This window comes from Streptomyces sp. NPDC007896, assembly GCF_042959425.1.
Taxonomy (GTDB): Bacteria; Actinomycetota; Actinomycetes; order Streptomycetales; family Streptomycetaceae; genus Streptomyces.
This window is the reverse complement of record NZ_JBIBKX010000001.1, coordinates 379,534-396,140: the sequence shown is the minus strand read 5'-3', so window position 1 is coordinate 396,140 and position 16,607 is coordinate 379,534. Positions and strand designations below refer to the sequence as shown.

Below are 16,607 nucleotides of genomic sequence, written 5' to 3'. Positions count from 1 at the left end.
CCCCGCCGCCCCTACCCGTCCCATCCCCAGGGGCTGCGCCCCTTCAACCCCACCGGGGGCTCCGCCCCCGCACCCCCCGCGGGGCTTCGCCCCTGCACCCCACCGGGGGCTCCGCCCCCGCACCCCCCGCGGGGCTTTGCCCCTGCACCCCACCGGGGGCTCCGCCCCCGCACCCCCCGCGGGGCTTTGCCCCTGCACCCCACCGGGGGCTCCGCCCCCTGGACCCCCCCGCGGGGCTTCGTGCCCGCACCCCCCGCGGGGCTTCGCCCCCGCACCCCACCAGGGGCTTCGCCCCCTGCACCCCCGCGGGGCTCCGCCCCCCGCACCCCCGCAGGGCTCCGCCCCCGCACCCCACCGGGCGCTCCGCCCCCTGCACCCCCGCGGGGCTCCGCCCCCTGCACCCCCGCGGGGCTCCGCCCCCTGCACCCCCGCAGGGCTTCGCCCCAGACCCCCGCATCGGCCTGAACGGCCTCGTCCTCAAACGTCGGACGGGCTGAACGATGCGGGGCGGAGCCTCGCCTCAGGGGCGCGGGGAACTGCGCGCTCAGCCCCCACCGGCCGTCAGTCGAACGACGCGTAGGTCATGGAGGTCGGTGGCCGTGGTTCGAGCGGCCCTTCTTCGTGCGCCACTTGCGTTTGCGGGTTCGTTTCGACATGCCTCTCGTGCTTAACGCAGGACGACGCATCCGTCGAGGGGTCACGCACGGGCGACCGGCGCGGACACCGCTTCCGTGAGGTGCGCCAAGTCGTCGGGGGCGAGCTCCACCTCGAGGCCCCGGCGGCCGGCGGAGACGCAGATCGTGGCGTGCCGCAGGGCCGAGGCGTCCAGGACCGTGGGGAGCTTCTTGCGCTGGCCCAGGGGGGAGATGCCGCCGCGGACGTAGCCCGTGGTGCGTTCGGCGGCCGCCGGGTCGGCCATGGCGGCGCGCTTGCCGCCCACCGCCGTGGCCAGGGCCTTCAGGTCCAGGGAGCCCGCGACGGGGACCACGGCGACCACGAGGGAGCCGTCCACGTCCGCGACCAGGGTCTTGAAGACGCGGTCGGGGGAGACGCCCATCGCCTCGGCGGCCTCCTCGCCGTAGGAGGGGTGCGCGGGGTCGTGCTCGTAGGCGTGGACCGTGTACGCGACGCCCGCCGCGGTCAGGGCCACCGTCGCGGGCGTGCCCCCGGACTGCTGCTGCTTCTTCGACTTCTTCGCCAAGGTGTCGATGCCTTACATCAATGACGTCGAGTGCGTCAGTTGAGACTTGTCGGGTTGCGCGTCAGTTCCGACGCCGGCAACGACGGCAGATTACGGATGATGGCGGTCTCGGCGCGCAGGAGTTTCAGCTCTTCGTGGAGGCGGGTGGCCGTGTCGGGAGCCTGGAGCAGCTTCTGCTTGGCCGGGATGTCGAGCATCACGGCGGCCGCCACCAGGTAGGAGACCACCGCCGGGTCGTCCGGCAGGTCCGCGCCGGTGGACAGGGAGCGTTCGCGGGCGCCCGCCAGCCGCTTCTGGTACTGCCGGAAGGCCCGCAGGACGCCCTCGGCGAGCGCGCCGGCCTCCTCGCCGGGTTCCTCCGGGAGTTCCTCCAGCTCGGCCGTCAGGAACGCGCCGGTGGCGTCCACGGACAGGAGCCGTACCCGCGTGGTGCCGGTGGCCAGTACCTCGAAACTGCCGTCGGCGCGCTCCCGGATGGTGGCCGCGTCCGCGACGCAGCCCACCTCGTGGAAGGCCTTGAGCGGGTCGTCCCCGAACCCGGCCGTGGGACCGCGCTGCGGCAGCGCCGTCTGGTCCGGCATGCCGGGTGCGGTGTGCGCGACCTCGTGGCCGTCGCGGATGGCGACGACGGCGAACCGGCGCGGTTCGGCCTCGGGGGTCTTCAGCAGTTCGCGCATCATGGCGCGATAGCGCTCCTCGAAAATGTTCAGGGGAAGCACGAGACCCGGGAACAGTACCGAGTTCAGGGGGAAGAGCGGGAGCCGGACGGTGGTCACGACGCGAAAGCCTAATGGTCTCCGGAGCGGGCACGTCCGCCGTGCTCACTCCGTGGATGGAGGGGGATGTTCGAGGCGACCTCCAGGCGGACTCCGTCGCGCAGTTCCAGGAACTGGCCCAGCGGGTCGTCGGAGACCCGGTCCCAGGGGAACGAGGTCGCGTACGGGCCGATCAGACGGAGCTGGTCCAGGGCGTCCTGCCAGCGCTCCAGCCTGATCAGGACGTAGGTGAGGAGGTTGCGTACCTCCGCGGGCCACGGGTCGGCGGTCGCGTATGCCGCCGAGACCGCGATCGCGAGGTCGGCCGCCTCGTCGAGCCGCTCACGCGGGATGACGGCCCGGCCGCCCTCGGTCAGATAGGCGAAGGCCGCCCGCACCGGAAGCGCCTGTACGAGCGAGCCGGGCAGCGCGTCCTGCGCGGCCCGCTCGGCGAAGTCGAAGCACTCGCGGTGCGAGCCGTACCAGGCGGCCGACAGGTACTTCAGGGCGGCCACATGGCAGCCGTAGTGGTGTGGGGAGCGGCGTACGGCCTCGCCCCACAGCTTCTCGAACTCGGTGTGTCCGGCATTGGTGCCACGGGCGTGGTCGAGCGCGATCCGCCAGGGCACCGGGTCGCGCGGGTCGCCCTCGGCGGCGGCGGCGATCAGCGGGCCGACCTCGCGCAGCAGCTCGGCGCGGGCGGGCGACTCCCACCAGCGGCGCACCGCGAGCTCGGCCTTGACCAGGAGCGCGTCCGGGTCGTGCGGGGACTCGCTCTGCCAGGTCTGGAGCCATTCGTCGCGGGTGCACGCGAAGGCGGCGAGGCGTCTCGCGTAGCGGTCGCGGTTCTCCCACTCGGCGGCCTCGCGGGTGGCGCCGAGCAGTTTGGCCGCGATGTCGTACTCACCGCGGGCCGCCGCGACGAGGGCCGGGGCGAGCCGTTCGTCCGGGGCGTCCAGCAGTACCTCGTCGTCGGCGGGCAGTCCGGCGGCGAGGCGCGAGGTGTTCTTGACCATCCGGGCCGTACGGATGAACGCGCGCAGCAGTGCCATGGTGTCGACCATTGAAAGCCGCAGGTCGGAGCTGTACCAGAGGGTGTGCGGTGACACTTTCGTAACCCTCGTTTGGTTGTATGTCAGATGGTCAAGGGTAGGTAAAAAGTGACTGTTGTTCTACTATTGAACACCTGTCAACAGGATGGCCGGATGCTGTCCCATGGGCCCCTCAGCTGCGGCGCAGCAGCCGCGTCGCCCCCGCCGCCACCGTCGTCGCCAGGATCCAGCCCAGGAGGATCACCACCGCGGCCAGCCACTGCCAGACGCCGCGCAGCTGCCAGACGCCCACCTGGCCGAGGTCGATCACCGGCAGCAGCAGGTCGAGGGCGAACAGCGCGGCGTTCCACGGCGGATGCCCGCCGTTCACCGGGGTGCGGGTCGCGTGCGAGAAGGCGATCGAGGACGCCGCCCACAGCACCGCCATCCACAGGGCCGCCCGGCCGGGCCGGTACCCGTAGGCGACCGTCCAGTCCTGCGCGTACCCCCACAGCTTGGCCGCGAGCGGCAGGGTCTCGCGGCGGCGGCGCTGCTTGGCGAGCAGTACCTCGCGCGCGTCCTCGTCCTCCCCGGAATCGCGCAGCACGGTGGCCAGCCGCTCGTACGGCTCCGGGCTGTACTCGGCGGTCGCCGCCGCCACCCACTCCAGGCGCCGGGTCAGTGGGAAGGCGCCCTGCGGTACGAGGTTCTCGTAGCTGAAGCCGCCCATGTGGAGGTTGCCGGGGCCCGGCCAGCTGTCCGCCTGGTCGACGAGATTGACGATCCGCGCGCCCGACAGGACCACCTTGCCCCGCTCGGGGCGCTCCCCGAGGAAGCGCAGTTCGGGTGTCTGCACCCGCAGCAGGGACAGCTCCTGGTCGTCGTCGAAGGTGAAACGGGCCCGCTCGAAGTCGAGGGCGTCCCCGAACCGTCCGTCGTCGAGGCGGATCCCGCCCTGGCACTCGAAGCGCTGCACCAGCGTCCCGCGCGCCGGGGTGGTGCCGCTGGTCAGCAGGGGATTGCCGAGGCCCGCGGGGGTCATGTAGAGCGTGCGGTTGACGGTCAGCTGGGGAGCGTTCAGAGCCAGCCGCGAGTACGGGTTGTTCAGCTTGCTGCCGCGCAGGCTGAGAGAGACGCCGACGGTGGCGCCGCGCAGGCTCAGCTCGCCGTGCGACTCCAGCATCTCGGCCTGCAGGTCCTGTCCCACGGTCATGCCGTCGCCGGTGAGCGAGCGGCCACGCCGGTCCCGGTAGACCACGGCCTGGTTGAGCAGCAGATCCGTACCGATGTGCGCGTCGGTCAGCCGCACCCCGTTGTGGAAGCGGCAGCGGGGCAGATGCAGATCCCCCTCGGTGTGCACCCGGGCCGCCTCCAGGCGCGGCACCGAGCAGTTGACCAGGCGCACGGTCGTGAAGTGCGCCTCCGGCAGCAGGATCTCCTTCTCGAACCGGCAGCCCTTCAGCTCCACGTACGGCACCACCGTGCCGCCCGCGAGGTCGAGGACGTCCGTGATCTGCACGCCGGTCAGCTTCAGGGAGGCGACCCGGCCCTGGAGGGCGGGCGGCCCGTCGAGCAGCAGCCACGCCACGATCCGGGCCCGGACACTGCGCTCGGGCCCCCAGGGATGGCCGCCGTGTGGATCGTCCACGGTCATGTCCCCGCCCCGCAGGTCGTACACGCTGCCGTTGCGGAAGGCCTGCCACATCCCGGCCTCGGCGGCGGTCAACTCGTCCGGCAGGTCCCCACCGCGGACGCCGGCACCCTCGGTCACGTCACGTCCCTCCCTCCCCAGCTACTCGCGGGTTCGTACAGCCGTTCATGCCCGCTGTGTGACGGGCCGAACGCTACTGGTGACGGAGATCTCCAGGGGGAGCCTGGGACGGCTTGTATCAGCCATTGATACAGGCGTCCGGCGTCTTATCGCCGTCTGAGAGAATTGGGACCGTGCTGCAATCTCTTCGTATGGCCCGAATCGATCTGCGCGGCGACGCCCTCCCCGAGGGCTCCGCCCTGCGCGACCTGCTGCCCCGAGCCGACTTCGACGTACAGGCCGCCCTGGAGAAGGTGCGTCCGATCTGCGAGGCCGTGCATCATCGTGGCGACGCGGCGCTGATCGACTACGCGGAGAAATTCGACGGGGTGCGGCTGGCATCCGTACGGGTTCCGGCCCAGGCGCTCACCGACGCCCTGGAGCAGCTCGACCCGGCCGTGCGTGCGGCCCTGGAGGAGTCCGTCCGCCGCGCCCGCCTGGTCCACCGCGAGCAGCGCCGCGCCGCGCACACCACGCAGGTCGTGCCCGGCGGCTCGGTCACCGAGAAGTGGGTACCGGTCGAGCGCGTCGGCCTGTACGCGCCCGGCGGACGTTCGGTCTACCCCTCGTCAGTGATCATGAACGCGGTTCCGGCGCAGGAGGCCGGAGTCGCCTCCATGGCGCTCGCCTCCCCGCCGCAGAAGGAGTTCGGGGGTCTCCCGCACCCCACGATCCTCGCCGCCTGCGCCCTCCTCGGCATCGACGAGGTGTACGCGGTCGGCGGCGCCCAGGCCGTCGCGATGTTCGCGCACGGCACCGAGTCCTGCGCCCCGGCCAACATGGTCACCGGGCCCGGCAACATCTGGGTCGCCGCCGCCAAGCGCTACTTCACGGGCAAGATCGGCATCGACACCGAGGCCGGTCCCACCGAGATCGCGATCCTCGCGGACGAGACCGCCGACCCGGTGCACGTGGCCTCCGACCTGATCAGCCAGGCCGAGCACGACCCGCTCGCCGCCGCCGTCCTCGTCACGGACTCCGTCGAGCTGGCGGAGGCGGTGGAGAAGGAGCTGGAGGCGCAGGTCGCGGCCACCAAGCACATCGAGGACCGGATCGTCCCCGCGCTGCGCGGCAGGCAGTCCGCGATCGTCCTCGTCGACGGCGTGGACGAGGGCCTGCGGGTCGTCGACGCGTACGGCGCCGAGCACCTGGAGATCCAGACGGCGGACGCTGCCGCCGTCGCGGACCGGGTGAAGAACGCGGGCGCGATCTTCGTAGGCGCCTGGGCGCCGGTGTCGCTGGGCGACTACTGCGCGGGCTCCAACCATGTGCTGCCCACCGGCGGTTGCGCCTGCCACTCCTCGGGGCTGAGCGTCCAGTCCTTCCTGCGCGGGATCCACATCGTGGACTACACGCGCGATGCCCTCGCCGAGGTGGCGCACCACGTGGTGACGCTCGCGGAGGCGGAGGACCTGCCGGCCCACGGGGCGGCGATCAAGGCTCGTTTCGGGTGGAAGGTTCCAGAGAGCAAGTGACCGGTATCGACGATCTTCCCGTACGGGACGAGCTGCGCGGCAAGTCCCCCTACGGCGCGCCCCAACTCGACGTCCCCGTACGGCTGAACACCAACGAGAACCCGTACCCGCTGCCCGAACCGCTCGTCGAGCGGATCGCCGAGCGGGTCCGCGAGGCCGCCCACAACCTCAACCGCTACCCCGACCGCGACGCGGTGGAGCTCCGTACCGAGCTGGCCAAGTACCTGACGAGGACCGGCGGGCACCGGGTCGGCGTCGAGAACGTCTGGGCGGCCAACGGCTCGAACGAGGTCATCCAGCAACTGCTGCAGACCTTCGGCGGCCCCGGCCGTACGGCGATCGGCTTCGAACCCTCGTACTCGATGCACGCGCTCATCGCGCGCGGCACCGGCACGGCCTGGATCTCGGGCCCCCGCGACGAGGACTTCACGATCGACCTGGCGGCCGCCGCACGCGCCATCGCCGAGAACCGCCCGGACGTCGTCTTCATCACCACCCCCAACAACCCCACGGGCAACGCGGTGCCGCGTGAGACGGTCCTCGCGCTGTACGAGGCGGCGCAGGCCGCCAGGCCGTCCATGGTCGTGGTCGACGAGGCGTACATCGAGTTCAGCCACGGCGACTCGCTGCTGCCGCTGATCGAGGGCCGGCCGAATCTCGTCGTGTCGCGGACGATGTCGAAGGCGTTCGGCGCGGCCGGACTGCGCCTCGGCTATCTCGCCGCGCACCCCGCGGTCGTCGACGCGGTCCAGCTCGTACGGCTGCCCTACCACCTGTCGGCCGTCGCGCAGGCCACCGCCCTGGCCGCCCTGGAGCACACCGACACGCTGCTCGGGTACGTCGAGCAGCTGAAGGCCGAGCGGGACCGTCTGGTCGCCGAATTGCGTGCGATCGGGTACGAGGTGACCGAGTCCGACGCGAACTTCGTCCAGTTCGGGCGATTCGACAGCGAGGGTGGCTCCCACGAGGCCTGGCAGAAGATCCTCGACCGGGGCGTCCTGGTCCGGGACAACGGCGTACCGGGATGGCTGCGGGTCTCCGCCGGCACCCCGGCCGAAAACGACGCGTTCCTGGACGCGGTCCGTGAGTTGAAGAAGGAGCAGAGCGCATGAGCCGCGTCGGAAGAGTGGAGCGGACGACCAAGGAGACGTCGGTCCTCGTCGAGATCGATCTCGACGGGTCCGGCAAGGTCGAGGTGTCGACGGGCGTCGGCTTCTACGACCACATGCTCGACCAGCTCGGCCGGCACGGTCTGTTCGACCTGACCGTGAAGACCGAGGGCGACCTGCACATCGACTCGCACCACACCATCGAGGACACCGCCCTCGCGCTCGGCGCCGCCTTCAAGCAGGCACTCGGCGACAAGGTGGGCATCTACCGCTTCGGCAACTGCACGGTCCCGCTGGACGAGTCACTCGCCCAGGTGACCGTCGACCTGTCGGGCCGCCCGTACCTCGTGCACACCGAGCCCGAGAACATGGCGCCGATGATCGGCGAGTACGACACGACGATGACCCGGCACATCCTGGAGTCCTTCGTCGCCCAGGCCCAGATCGCACTGCACGTGCACGTGCCCTACGGGCGCAACGCGCACCACATCGTGGAGTGCCAGTTCAAGGCGCTCGCCCGGGCGCTGCGGTACGCCTCCGAGCGCGACCCGCGCGCCGCCGGCATCCTCCCCTCCACGAAGGGCGCGCTGTAAAGCCATGACAGGCCTCAACACCATCCTCATCGTCGTCGGGCTCTTCCTCCTGGGCGGCGTCTACTCCTTCGTCAAGCAGAAGATGCCCGCGAGCCTCATCGTGCTGCTCTCCATCGGCGCCGCGATGTGTCTGATCGCGGGCGTCATGAGGCTGGAGGTGTGGAATTGACCGCTCCTAAGAAGGTCGTCGTTTTCGACTACGGCTTCGGGAACGTGCGTTCCGCCGAGCGTGCCCTCGCGCGCGCGGGCGCCGAGGTCGAGATAACGCGTGACTTCGACAAGGCCATGAACGCGGACGGGCTGCTGGTGCCCGGCGTCGGCGCCTTCGCCGCCTGCATGAAGGGCCTCAAGGACGCCCGCGGCGACTGGATCATCGGCCGCCGTCTGTCCGGCGGCCGCCCGGTGATGGGCATCTGCGTCGGTATGCAGATCCTCTTCGCGCGCGGCATCGAGCACGGCGTGGAGACCGAGGGCCTCGACGAGTGGCCCGGCACGGTCGAGCCGCTCCAGGCCGACATCGTGCCCCACATGGGCTGGAACACGGTCGACGCCCCGGCCGGCTCCCAGCTCTTCACGGGGCTCGACCCCGAGGAGCGCTTCTACTTCGTGCACTCCTACGCCGTCCACGACTGGTCCCTGGAAGTCGGCAACCCGGCGCTGCGCGCACCCCTGGTGACCTGGTCGACGCACGGCAAGCCCTTCGTGGCGGCCGTCGAGAACGGCCCCCTGTGGGCCACGCAGTTCCACCCCGAGAAGTCCGGCGACGCCGGAGCCCAGCTCCTCACCAACTGGATCGGAACACTGTGAGCAAGCTCGAACTCCTCCCCGCCGTCGACGTCCGCGACGGCCAGGCCGTCCGGCTCGTGCACGGCGAGTCCGGGACGGAAACTTCTTACGGCTCCCCCCTTGAGGCCGCCCTCGCCTGGCAGAGCTCGGGCGCCGAGTGGCTGCACCTCGTCGACCTGGACGCCGCGTTCGGCACCGGCGACAACCGCAAGCTGATCGCCGAGGTCGCCGGCGCCATGGACATCAAGGTCGAGCTCTCCGGCGGCATCCGCGACGACGACACGCTCGCCGCGGCCCTCGCCACCGGCTGCACCCGGGTCAACCTCGGCACCGCCGCCCTGGAGACCCCCGAGTGGGTCGCCAAGGTCATCGCCGAGCACGGCGACAAGATCGCGGTCGGTCTCGACGTACGCGGCACGACGCTGCGCGGCCGCGGCTGGACCCGCGACGGCGGCGACCTCTACGAGACGCTGGAGCGCCTCAACGCCGAGGGCTGCGCGCGCTATGTCGTCACGGACATCGCCAAGGACGGCACGCTGCAGGGCCCGAACCTGGAGCTGCTGCGTACTGTGTGCGCCGCGACGGACCGCCCGGTCGTCGCGTCGGGCGGGGTCTCCTCCCTGGACGACCTGCGCGCCATCGCCGAGCTCGTGCCGCTGGGCGTCGAGGGTTCCATCGTCGGCAAGGCCCTCTACGCCAAGGCGTTCACCCTGGAAGAGGCCCTGGAGGCGGTAGCCAAGTGAGCGACGTACGACGTGTCACGACCGGCGCGCCCTGGGAGGACGCCTTCGGCTACTCCCGCGCGGTGGAGCTGCCGAACGGTCTGGTGCTGGTCTCCGGCTGCACGTCGATAGTGGACGGCGAGATCGCCGGGGGCGGCCCGTACGAGCAGGCGATCAACGCGTTCAACGTCGCGTTCGCGGCGCTGGAGCAGCTGGGTCTGGGCCGGGACGACGTGGTACGGACGCGCATGTACGTCACCCATGCCCGGGACGTGGACGACGTCGGGCGCGCTCACAAAGAGCTGTTCGACGCCGTCCGGCCCGCCGCATCCATGATTATTGTCTCCGGCCTCGTGGACCCCAGTCTGGTCGTCGAGGTCGAGGTGGAGGCGTTCCGCTCCGGCGGAGAAGACGGAGTGTCCGCAGCATGACCCTTTCCGTACGAGTCATCCCCTGCCTGGACGTGGACAACGGCCGGGTCGTCAAGGGGGTCAACTTCCAGAACCTGCGCGACGCGGGCGACCCCGTCGAGATGGCCAAGGTGTACGACGCCGAGGGCGCCGACGAGCTGACGTTCCTGGACATCACCGCGTCCTCGGGCAACCGCGAGACCACCTACGACGTGGTGCGCCGTACGGCCGAGCAGGTCTTCATCCCGCTCACCGTGGGCGGCGGCGTACGCACCGCCGAGGACGTCGACAAGCTGCTGCGGGCCGGTGCCGACAAGGTCGGGGTCAACACGGCGGCGATCGCACGGCCCGAACTCATCCGGGAGATCGCGGAGCGGTTCGGGCGGCAGGTGCTGGTGCTGTCGGTGGACGCCCGGCGCACTCCCGGGGGGACCTTCGAGGTCACCACCCACGGCGGGCGCAAGGGCACCGGCATCGACGCGGTCGAGTGGGCACACCAGGCCGCCGAGCTGGGCGCGGGCGAGATCCTGCTCAACTCGATGGACGCGGACGGCACGAAGGACGGCTACGACATCGAGATGATCGAGGCCGTCCGGAAGCACGTCACCGTGCCGCTCATCGCCAGCGGCGGCGCGGGCCGGCTCGCCGACTTCCCGCCGGCCATCGCCGCAGGCGCCGACGCGGTGCTCGCCGCGTCCGTCTTCCACTTCGGGGATCTGCGGATCGGCCAGGTGAAGGAGGCGCTGCGGGGGGCGGGGCGCCCCGTTCGCTGACGTCGGACGTCGGCGGTGCACGCAGCGCGCTGAGCCCCGGTCACCGGGTGGCCGGGGCTCGCTTGTGAGCAGATGCGAAAGATAAGTTGCGCAAAATCTGTTGTGCAATTTTTCTTTCGTATTTACGGTGAACTCATGGCAGAAAAGGAGAACCTCCGCCGCATCGCGGACATGGGCACGCTCAAGGCGATAGCCCATCCGCTGCGGATGAAGCTGTACCGGGCCCTGTATGTGGCCAGGACCGCGACCGCGTCCCAGCTGGCCGAGCAGGTCGACGAAGCCCCCTCGCTGGTCAGCTACCACCTGCGCAAGCTCGCCGAGTACGGGCTGATCGAGGAGGCCGAGCCCCGCAGCGAGGACGGCCGCGAGCGCTGGTGGCAGCCTGCTTCGGAAGGCGTGAGCATCCACGACGAGGACTTCCGGGACGCGCCCGAGAAGAGGGCCGCGCATCTGGCGGCCACCCGGCTCTTCCACGAGCAGCGCAGCGACATGTACCGGCGCTACCTGGACGAGCGTCCCGCCTGGGCCCCGGAGTGGAACACCGCCGCTCCGGACAGCGAGTCCCTCCTGCGACTGACGGCGACAGAACTGTCCGAGCTCGGCGCGGAGCTGATCGCTCTCATCAAGAAGTACGACGAGAAGGGCCGCGCCGACGAGGCGGCCGGTGCCACAGAAGGCCGCGAGAACGTGGCGCTGCATGTGTACGGCTTCCCGTTCCGCCCTTGAGAGGACGTACTTCAGTGACCGCGACCGTCATAGGCTCCGCTCCCGCAGACACCGACCGTCCGGCCCACCGCGACGGCAACGTGCTGCGCTGGCTCGGCGCCTACACCTCGTCGATGATCGGCGACAACGTCTACTACCTCGCGCTGTCCTGGGCCGCCGTCCAGGCCGGAACGCCCTCGCAGGCCGGGCTCGTGATGGCCGTGAGCGCCGTGCCGCGGGCCCTGCTGATGCTGGGCGGAGGAGTGGTCGCCGACCGGTTCGGGCCGCGGAAGGTCGTCATCGGCAGCGACGCCGTGCGCTGCGCGGCCGTCCTCGCGGTGGCCGCTCTGCTGTTCGCGGCCGGCCCCGGGCTGTGGCTGCTGGCACTGCTCGCCGTCGTCTTCGGCACCGTCGACGCCGTCTTCATGCCCGCCGTGGGCGCACTTCCGGCCCGAGTCACCAGCCACGGGCAGCTCGCCCGCGTCCAGGGCATGAGGGGCCTCGCGATCCGCTTCGCCAATGTCGTCGGGGCGCCGCTCGGCGGCCTCGCTGTGGCGCTCGGCGGCTCGGCGGCGGCGTTCGGCCTGGCGGGCATGCTGATCGCCGTGTCCGTGCCGCTGCTGATCTCCGTACGGATGAGGGAACTGCCCGCCGACGACAAGGCCGCGGAGCGCACCCCTTGGCGGGACCTCCGTGACGGCCTCGGCTACATCAGGCGACACCGCGTCCTCGCCCCGCTCATCGCCGCCATCGCCCTCGGTGACTTCGGCTTCGTCGGGCCGCTCAACGTGGGCCTGACCCTGCTGGCCGACCAGCGCGGCTGGGGCGCCGCCGGGATGGGCTGGGTGGTCGCCGGGTTCGGGACCGGTGCGGGGGCCGCCGCGCTCCTGCTGACCGTGCGCGGGCACCTGCCGCACGCGGGACGTCTGGCCGGGGTGGCGATCCTGGGGGGCTCGGTCGCGATCGGCGCGGTCGCCTATGCGCCGAGTGTCGCTGCGGCTTTCGGTGTCGCCCTGCTCGTGGGGTTGCTCGCGGGGCTCAGCGGTGCCTTGTGCGGCGCCCTGTTGCAGACCCACGCGGACCCCGCCTACCTGGGCCGCGTCAGCGCCGTCGCCGGCCTCGTCAGCCTCGGTCTCGCCCCGCTGAGCATGCCGGTGGCCGCCGCCGCGATCGGCTGGTGGGGCACCGGACCGGTTTTCGTGGCCAGCGCCGCGGTCTGCGGCCTCGGCGGGGTCCTCGCGCTGTGCGTCCGCGACCTGCGCCGCGCCGAGCTGCCCCGCTGAGAAGGCCGCTCAGAGACCCAGCTGCTTCGTCTCGCTCAGTTGCGCGATCGCGTCCTTGTCGCCCTCCAGCTCCACGTCGGCCGTCTTCTGCCGGCCGAGGGCGAACATCAGCAGCTCCGAGGGCTCGCCGGTCACCGTCACGACCGGTGTGCCCCGGTGGGCGACCGCCGTCTGGCCGTCCGGACGGCGCAGCACAAGGCCGGTCGGCGCGCCACGGCCGGCGAGGCGGGCGGTGCGCTCCAGGCGGGACCACAGGGCGTCCTGGAAGACCGGGTCCAGCGGGCGCGGCGTCCAGTCCGGCTGGGCCCGCCGCACGTCCTCGGTGTGGACATAGAACTCGACCGTGTTCGACGCCTCGTCGATCTGCTTCAGCGCGAAGGGCGAGAAGCGTGGCGGCCCCGTACGGATCAGCTGGATCAGCTCCTCGTACGGCTTCTCGGCGAACTCCGCCTGCACCCGCTCCAGACGCGGCGCGAGCTGTTTGATCAGCAGCCCGCCCGCGGCGTCCGCGCGGCGCTCGCGCACCACCACGTGCGCGGCGAGATCACGGGTGTTCCAGCCCTCGCACAGGGTCGGGGCGTCCGGGCCCTCGGCCTCCAACAGGTCGGCGAGGAGAAGTCGTTCACGCTTGGCATGGGTCGACATGCCAGCAAGCCTACGACCGCCCCGGGACCACGCACAGTGGACACCGGCGGGCGGGGGAGCACGGTCCGGCCTGTGGACAACCGGCGGGTGCGTCCCACGGGCGCGGCACAATGGTCGGCATGACCAGCACGCCCCCGCCCAGCAGCCCCAGCGGCCTCGATCCCGAGATCGCCGCGCGCCTCAAGCGCAGCACCGACGGACTCGTCCCCGCCATCGCCCAGCAGTACGACACGGGTGAGGTGCTGATGCTCGGCTGGATGGACGACGAGGCGCTGCACCGCACCCTCACCACGGGCCGCTGCACGTACTGGTCGCGCAGCCGCCGGGAGTACTGGGTCAAGGGCGACACCTCCGGCCACTTCCAGTGGGTGAAGTCCGTGGCCCTCGACTGCGACGCCGACACCCTCCTGGTCCAGGTCGACCAGGTGGGCGCCGCCTGCCACACGGGCGCCCGCACCTGCTTCGACGAGGACGTGCTCCTCAAGGAGGCGGCCCCCGTCGACACCCAGGGCGCCGATTCCGGCGTACCCTCACTGGATCAGTAAGGTCAGCCGCCATGGACCTCGAGACGTTCCGCAAGCTGGCCACCGACCGCCGTGTCATCCCCGTCAGCCGCAAGCTCCTCGCCGACGGCGACACGCCGGTCGCGCTCTACCGCAAGCTGGCCGCCGAGCGCCCCGGCACCTTCCTCCTGGAATCCGCCGAGAACGGCCGCGCGTCCTTCTCGTGGTCCCGGTACTCCTTCATCGGCGTCCGCAGCCAAGCCACCCTGACCGAGCGCGACGGGCAGGCCCACTGGCTCGGCACCCCGCCCGTCGGCGTCCCCGCTGACGGGGACCCGCTGGCCGCCCTGCGCGCCACCATCGAGGCCCTGCACACACCGCACGGCGAGGGCCTGCCCCCGTTCACCGGCGGCATGGTCGGCTACCTCGGCTACGACATCGTGCGCCGCCTGGAGAAGATCGGCCCCGGCGAGCGGGACGACCTGAAGCTCCCCGAGCTGACCATGCTGCTCACCAGCGACCTCGCCGTCATGGACCACTGGGACGGCTCGGTCCAGCTGATCGCCAACGCCATCAACCACAACGACCTCGACACAGGCGTCGACGAGGCCTACGCGGACGCGGTCGCCCGCCTCGACGCCATGGAGGCCGACCTCTCCCGCGCGGTCTCCCAGCCGCCCGCCGCGCTCCCGCCCTCCGAGCTGCCCGAGTACACCGCCCTGTGGGGCGGCCCGGACTTCCAGGACGCCGTCGAGGACATCAAGGAGCGCATCCGGGCGGGCGAGGCCTTCCAGGTCGTCCCCTCCCAGCGCTTCGAAACGCCGTGCACGGCCAGCGCGTTGGACGTCTATCGCGTACTGAGGGCGACCAATCCCTCCCCGTACATGTACCTCTTCCGCTTCGACGGCTTCGACGTCGTCGGCTCGTCTCCCGAGGCCCTGGTCAAGGTCGAAGACGGGCAGGCGATGGTGCACCCCATCGCGGGCACCCGGCCGCGCGGCGCCACCGTCCAGGAGGACCAGGCCCTCGCCGACGAGCTGATCGCCGACCCCAAGGAGCGCGCCGAGCACCTGATGCTCGTCGACCTGGGGCGCAACGACCTGGGGCGCGTCTGCGAGCCCGGCTCCGTCGAGGTCGTCGACTTCATGTCCATCGAGCGCTACTCGCACGTGATGCACATCGTGTCCACCGTGACCGGACGCGTCGCGGCGGGCCGTACGGCCTTCGACGTGCTCACCGCCTGCTTCCCCGCCGGCACCCTCTCCGGCGCCCCCAAGCCGCGCGCGATGCAGATCATCGACGAACTCGAACCGTCCCGGCGGGGACTGTACGGCGGTTGCGTCGGCTACCTCGACTTCGCCGGCGACTCCGACACCGCCATCGCCATCCGTACGGCCCTGCTGCGCGACGGCACCGCGTACGTCCAGGCGGGCGCCGGGATCGTCGCCGACTCGGACCCCGTCGCCGAGGACGACGAGTGCCGCAACAAGGCCGCCGCGGTCCTGCGCGCGGTGCACACCGCCAACCGGCTCGACCGGTAGAAGGCGGCGGAACCCGGGCCCTGCGGTACGAGTTCGGGCAATAGGACGAGGCTCACGTGAACCCCGGGTGACGGTTCGCCCGGGGTTCAGGCGATAGTGGAGTACGTGACAGCTGTACCTCCCCCCCGATCCGAAGCCGCAGGACCCGCCCGGTCCGGCCGCCGCAGCCTCGCCGTCGCCCTGCTCAGCGGCGCCCTCGGCGCGGCCGTGGCGCTGCTCTCCACCCGGCAGAGCTGGTCGGAGGGCACCGCGACGGTGGCCGGCGGCGCCTTCCCGCTGACCGCCAAGGGCAGCGACGTCACGGGCGTGCCCGCGGCGCTCGCCATAGTGGGCCTCGCCGCACTCGTCGCCGTCTTCGCCGTCCGCAGCTCCGGGCGCTTCCTCGTCTCCGCCCTGCTCGCGCTCTCCGGCGCGGGCACGGTCGTGGCGGCGGTGCTCGGCGCGAGCGACAACTCCGCCCTCGACGAGAAGGCCGCGGCCGCCTCCGGCGACACCGCCGCCACCGCGAGCGCCCTCAGCCACACCGCCTGGCCCTACGCGGCCGCGGCGGGCGGCGCGCTCATCCTCCTCGCGGGGCTGCTCGCGCTGCGCTACGGACGGCTGTGGCCCGCGATGTCCGGCCGCTACGAGCGCGACGGGACGCCCCGGCCGCGCAAGGCCAAGCCGGTCGACCCCGACCGGCCCGAGGACATCTGGAAGGCGCTCGACCGGGGCGAGGACCCGACGGGACCGGATCCGGCCGGGACCTAGGACCCGGAATCGGGCGGACCGGCCGGGCCCTACGGCCCGGGACATCGGTCGTGATGTGCAGAATGTGACGTGGCAGTCGCCACCCCGCGCTCCCGCCGCAGGCGTGCGTACGGGAGAATGGACGATGAGCGTCCGACTCACACACGTAATCAGCAACGAGGAGCAAGTCATGGCGGGCAGCAGCCACGGTCACACCCCGGCCGCCTGGACCGGTGTCATCATCGCCTTCATCGGTTTCTGCGTCGCGGGTGCCTTCATGGTGATGGCCAACCCGCTGGGCTTCTGGGCCGGCATGGTCATCGTCGTCCTCGGCGGTGTCGTCGGCATGGCCATGCGCGCGGCGGGCCTCGGCCAGCCGAAGAAGACCGCGCACTCGGTCGCGCACCCGGTCCGTGAGGCCGTCGGCGCCGAGAGCTGACCCCGTAGGGCTTCTCGAGAGGCGGTCCCGGCACTCCTGCCGGGACCGCCTCTCGCGTGTCCGGCCCGGGCGCGCCACGCCCGCGACGAGCGCGCCA

General features: G+C 71.7%; 19 protein-coding genes. 14 read left to right on the top strand and 5 right to left on the bottom strand.

Features of this window, described 5'->3' with window-relative positions; translation table 11 throughout:
• Positions 1-697: 697 nt before the first annotated feature.
• The 4 genes from ybaK to ACFZDJ_RS01800 all read right to left on the bottom strand — a co-directional run bounded on the left by ybaK (position 698) and on the right by ACFZDJ_RS01800 (position 4,758).
• Complete coding sequence (gene ybaK, locus ACFZDJ_RS01815; RefSeq protein ID WP_384905904.1) at positions 698-1,201, bottom strand: Cys-tRNA(Pro) deacylase; 504 nt, start codon at positions 1,199-1,201, stop codon at positions 698-700.
• Positions 1,202-1,236: 35 nt separating this feature from the next.
• The gene (locus ACFZDJ_RS01810; protein WP_391055402.1) at positions 1,237-1,977 is read right to left on the bottom strand and encodes an LON peptidase substrate-binding domain-containing protein; all 741 of its coding nucleotides are present in this window, start codon (positions 1,975-1,977) and stop codon (positions 1,237-1,239) included.
• Positions 1,978-1,988: 11 nt separating this feature from the next.
• Positions 1,989-3,020, bottom strand: coding sequence for a hypothetical protein (locus ACFZDJ_RS01805; protein ID WP_384906160.1), 1,032 nt, complete (start codon positions 3,018-3,020; stop codon positions 1,989-1,991).
• 160 nt (positions 3,021-3,180) lie between these two features.
• Complete coding sequence (locus ACFZDJ_RS01800; protein ID WP_391055400.1) at positions 3,181-4,758, bottom strand: oxidoreductase; 1,578 nt, start codon at positions 4,756-4,758, stop codon at positions 3,181-3,183.
• A 191-nt stretch (positions 4,759-4,949) separates the two neighbouring features.
• Between ACFZDJ_RS01800 and hisD the strand changes: the two genes are divergently transcribed.
• From hisD to ACFZDJ_RS01750, 10 genes are all read left to right on the top strand, one after another.
• Complete coding sequence (gene hisD, locus ACFZDJ_RS01795; protein ID WP_384905907.1) at positions 4,950-6,272, top strand: histidinol dehydrogenase; 1,323 nt, start codon at positions 4,950-4,952, stop codon at positions 6,270-6,272.
• Entirely contained in the window at positions 6,269-7,384 is a 1,116-nt protein-coding gene (locus ACFZDJ_RS01790; protein WP_391055397.1) for a histidinol-phosphate transaminase, read from the top strand. Before hisD ends, ACFZDJ_RS01790 begins: the two co-directional genes overlap by 4 nt.
• Entirely contained in the window at positions 7,381-7,974 is a 594-nt protein-coding gene (hisB, locus tag ACFZDJ_RS01785; protein ID WP_054217455.1) for an imidazoleglycerol-phosphate dehydratase HisB, read from the top strand. The genes ACFZDJ_RS01790 and hisB overlap by 4 nt, the downstream gene beginning before the upstream one ends.
• Before the next feature lie 4 nt (positions 7,975-7,978).
• Complete coding sequence (locus tag ACFZDJ_RS01780; protein ID WP_054231464.1) at positions 7,979-8,143, top strand: hypothetical protein; 165 nt, start codon at positions 7,979-7,981, stop codon at positions 8,141-8,143.
• Positions 8,134-8,781 (top strand): imidazole glycerol phosphate synthase subunit HisH, encoded by a 648-nt coding sequence (gene hisH, locus ACFZDJ_RS01775; RefSeq protein WP_168508167.1) that lies wholly within the window; start codon positions 8,134-8,136, stop codon positions 8,779-8,781. The genes ACFZDJ_RS01780 and hisH overlap by 10 nt, the downstream gene beginning before the upstream one ends.
• Entirely contained in the window at positions 8,778-9,503 is a 726-nt protein-coding gene (gene priA / locus ACFZDJ_RS01770; protein ID WP_054231462.1) for a bifunctional 1-(5-phosphoribosyl)-5-((5-phosphoribosylamino)methylideneamino)imidazole-4-carboxamide isomerase/phosphoribosylanthranilate isomerase PriA, read from the top strand. Before hisH ends, priA begins: the two co-directional genes overlap by 4 nt.
• Positions 9,500-9,913, top strand: a complete 414-nt coding sequence (locus ACFZDJ_RS01765; RefSeq protein WP_391055394.1) for a Rid family hydrolase — start codon at positions 9,500-9,502, stop codon at positions 9,911-9,913. Before priA ends, ACFZDJ_RS01765 begins: the two co-directional genes overlap by 4 nt.
• On the top strand, positions 9,910-10,665 hold the full coding sequence (hisF, locus tag ACFZDJ_RS01760; RefSeq protein WP_391055391.1) for an imidazole glycerol phosphate synthase subunit HisF: 756 nt from the start codon (positions 9,910-9,912) through the stop codon (positions 10,663-10,665). Before ACFZDJ_RS01765 ends, hisF begins: the two co-directional genes overlap by 4 nt.
• A 135-nt stretch (positions 10,666-10,800) precedes the next feature.
• Complete coding sequence (locus tag ACFZDJ_RS01755; protein ID WP_099940880.1) at positions 10,801-11,391, top strand: transcriptional regulator; 591 nt, start codon at positions 10,801-10,803, stop codon at positions 11,389-11,391.
• A 14-nt stretch (positions 11,392-11,405) separates the two neighbouring features.
• Positions 11,406-12,653 (top strand): MFS transporter, encoded by a 1,248-nt coding sequence (locus ACFZDJ_RS01750; RefSeq protein WP_390928175.1) that lies wholly within the window; start codon positions 11,406-11,408, stop codon positions 12,651-12,653.
• Between the two features lie 9 nt (positions 12,654-12,662).
• Here ACFZDJ_RS01750 and ACFZDJ_RS01745 read toward each other — a convergent pair whose 3' ends face one another.
• Positions 12,663-13,298 carry a TIGR03085 family metal-binding protein gene (locus tag ACFZDJ_RS01745; RefSeq protein WP_391055388.1) on the bottom strand — a complete coding sequence of 212 codons (636 nt, stop codon included), beginning with the start codon at positions 13,296-13,298 and terminating at the stop codon, positions 12,663-12,665.
• A gap of 119 nt (positions 13,299-13,417) precedes the next feature.
• On the opposite strand from ACFZDJ_RS01745, the gene hisI reads away from it, so the two are divergent.
• From hisI to ACFZDJ_RS01725, 4 genes are all read left to right on the top strand, one after another.
• Positions 13,418-13,843 carry a phosphoribosyl-AMP cyclohydrolase gene (gene hisI, locus ACFZDJ_RS01740; RefSeq protein ID WP_384905911.1) on the top strand — a complete coding sequence of 142 codons (426 nt, stop codon included), beginning with the start codon at positions 13,418-13,420 and terminating at the stop codon, positions 13,841-13,843.
• An 11-nt stretch (positions 13,844-13,854) separates the two neighbouring features.
• Positions 13,855-15,342: an anthranilate synthase component I gene (locus ACFZDJ_RS01735; protein WP_385387242.1), complete on the top strand. Its 1,488-nt coding sequence runs from the start codon at positions 13,855-13,857 to the stop codon at positions 15,340-15,342.
• A gap of 96 nt (positions 15,343-15,438) precedes the next feature.
• The gene (locus ACFZDJ_RS01730) at positions 15,439-16,092 is read left to right on the top strand and encodes a TIGR02234 family membrane protein (protein WP_168490569.1); all 654 of its coding nucleotides are present in this window, start codon (positions 15,439-15,441) and stop codon (positions 16,090-16,092) included.
• A gap of 169 nt (positions 16,093-16,261) precedes the next feature.
• On the top strand, positions 16,262-16,510 hold the full coding sequence (locus tag ACFZDJ_RS01725; RefSeq protein WP_101405679.1) for an HGxxPAAW family protein: 249 nt from the start codon (positions 16,262-16,264) through the stop codon (positions 16,508-16,510).
• The last annotated feature ends 97 nt before the right edge of the window (positions 16,511-16,607 follow it).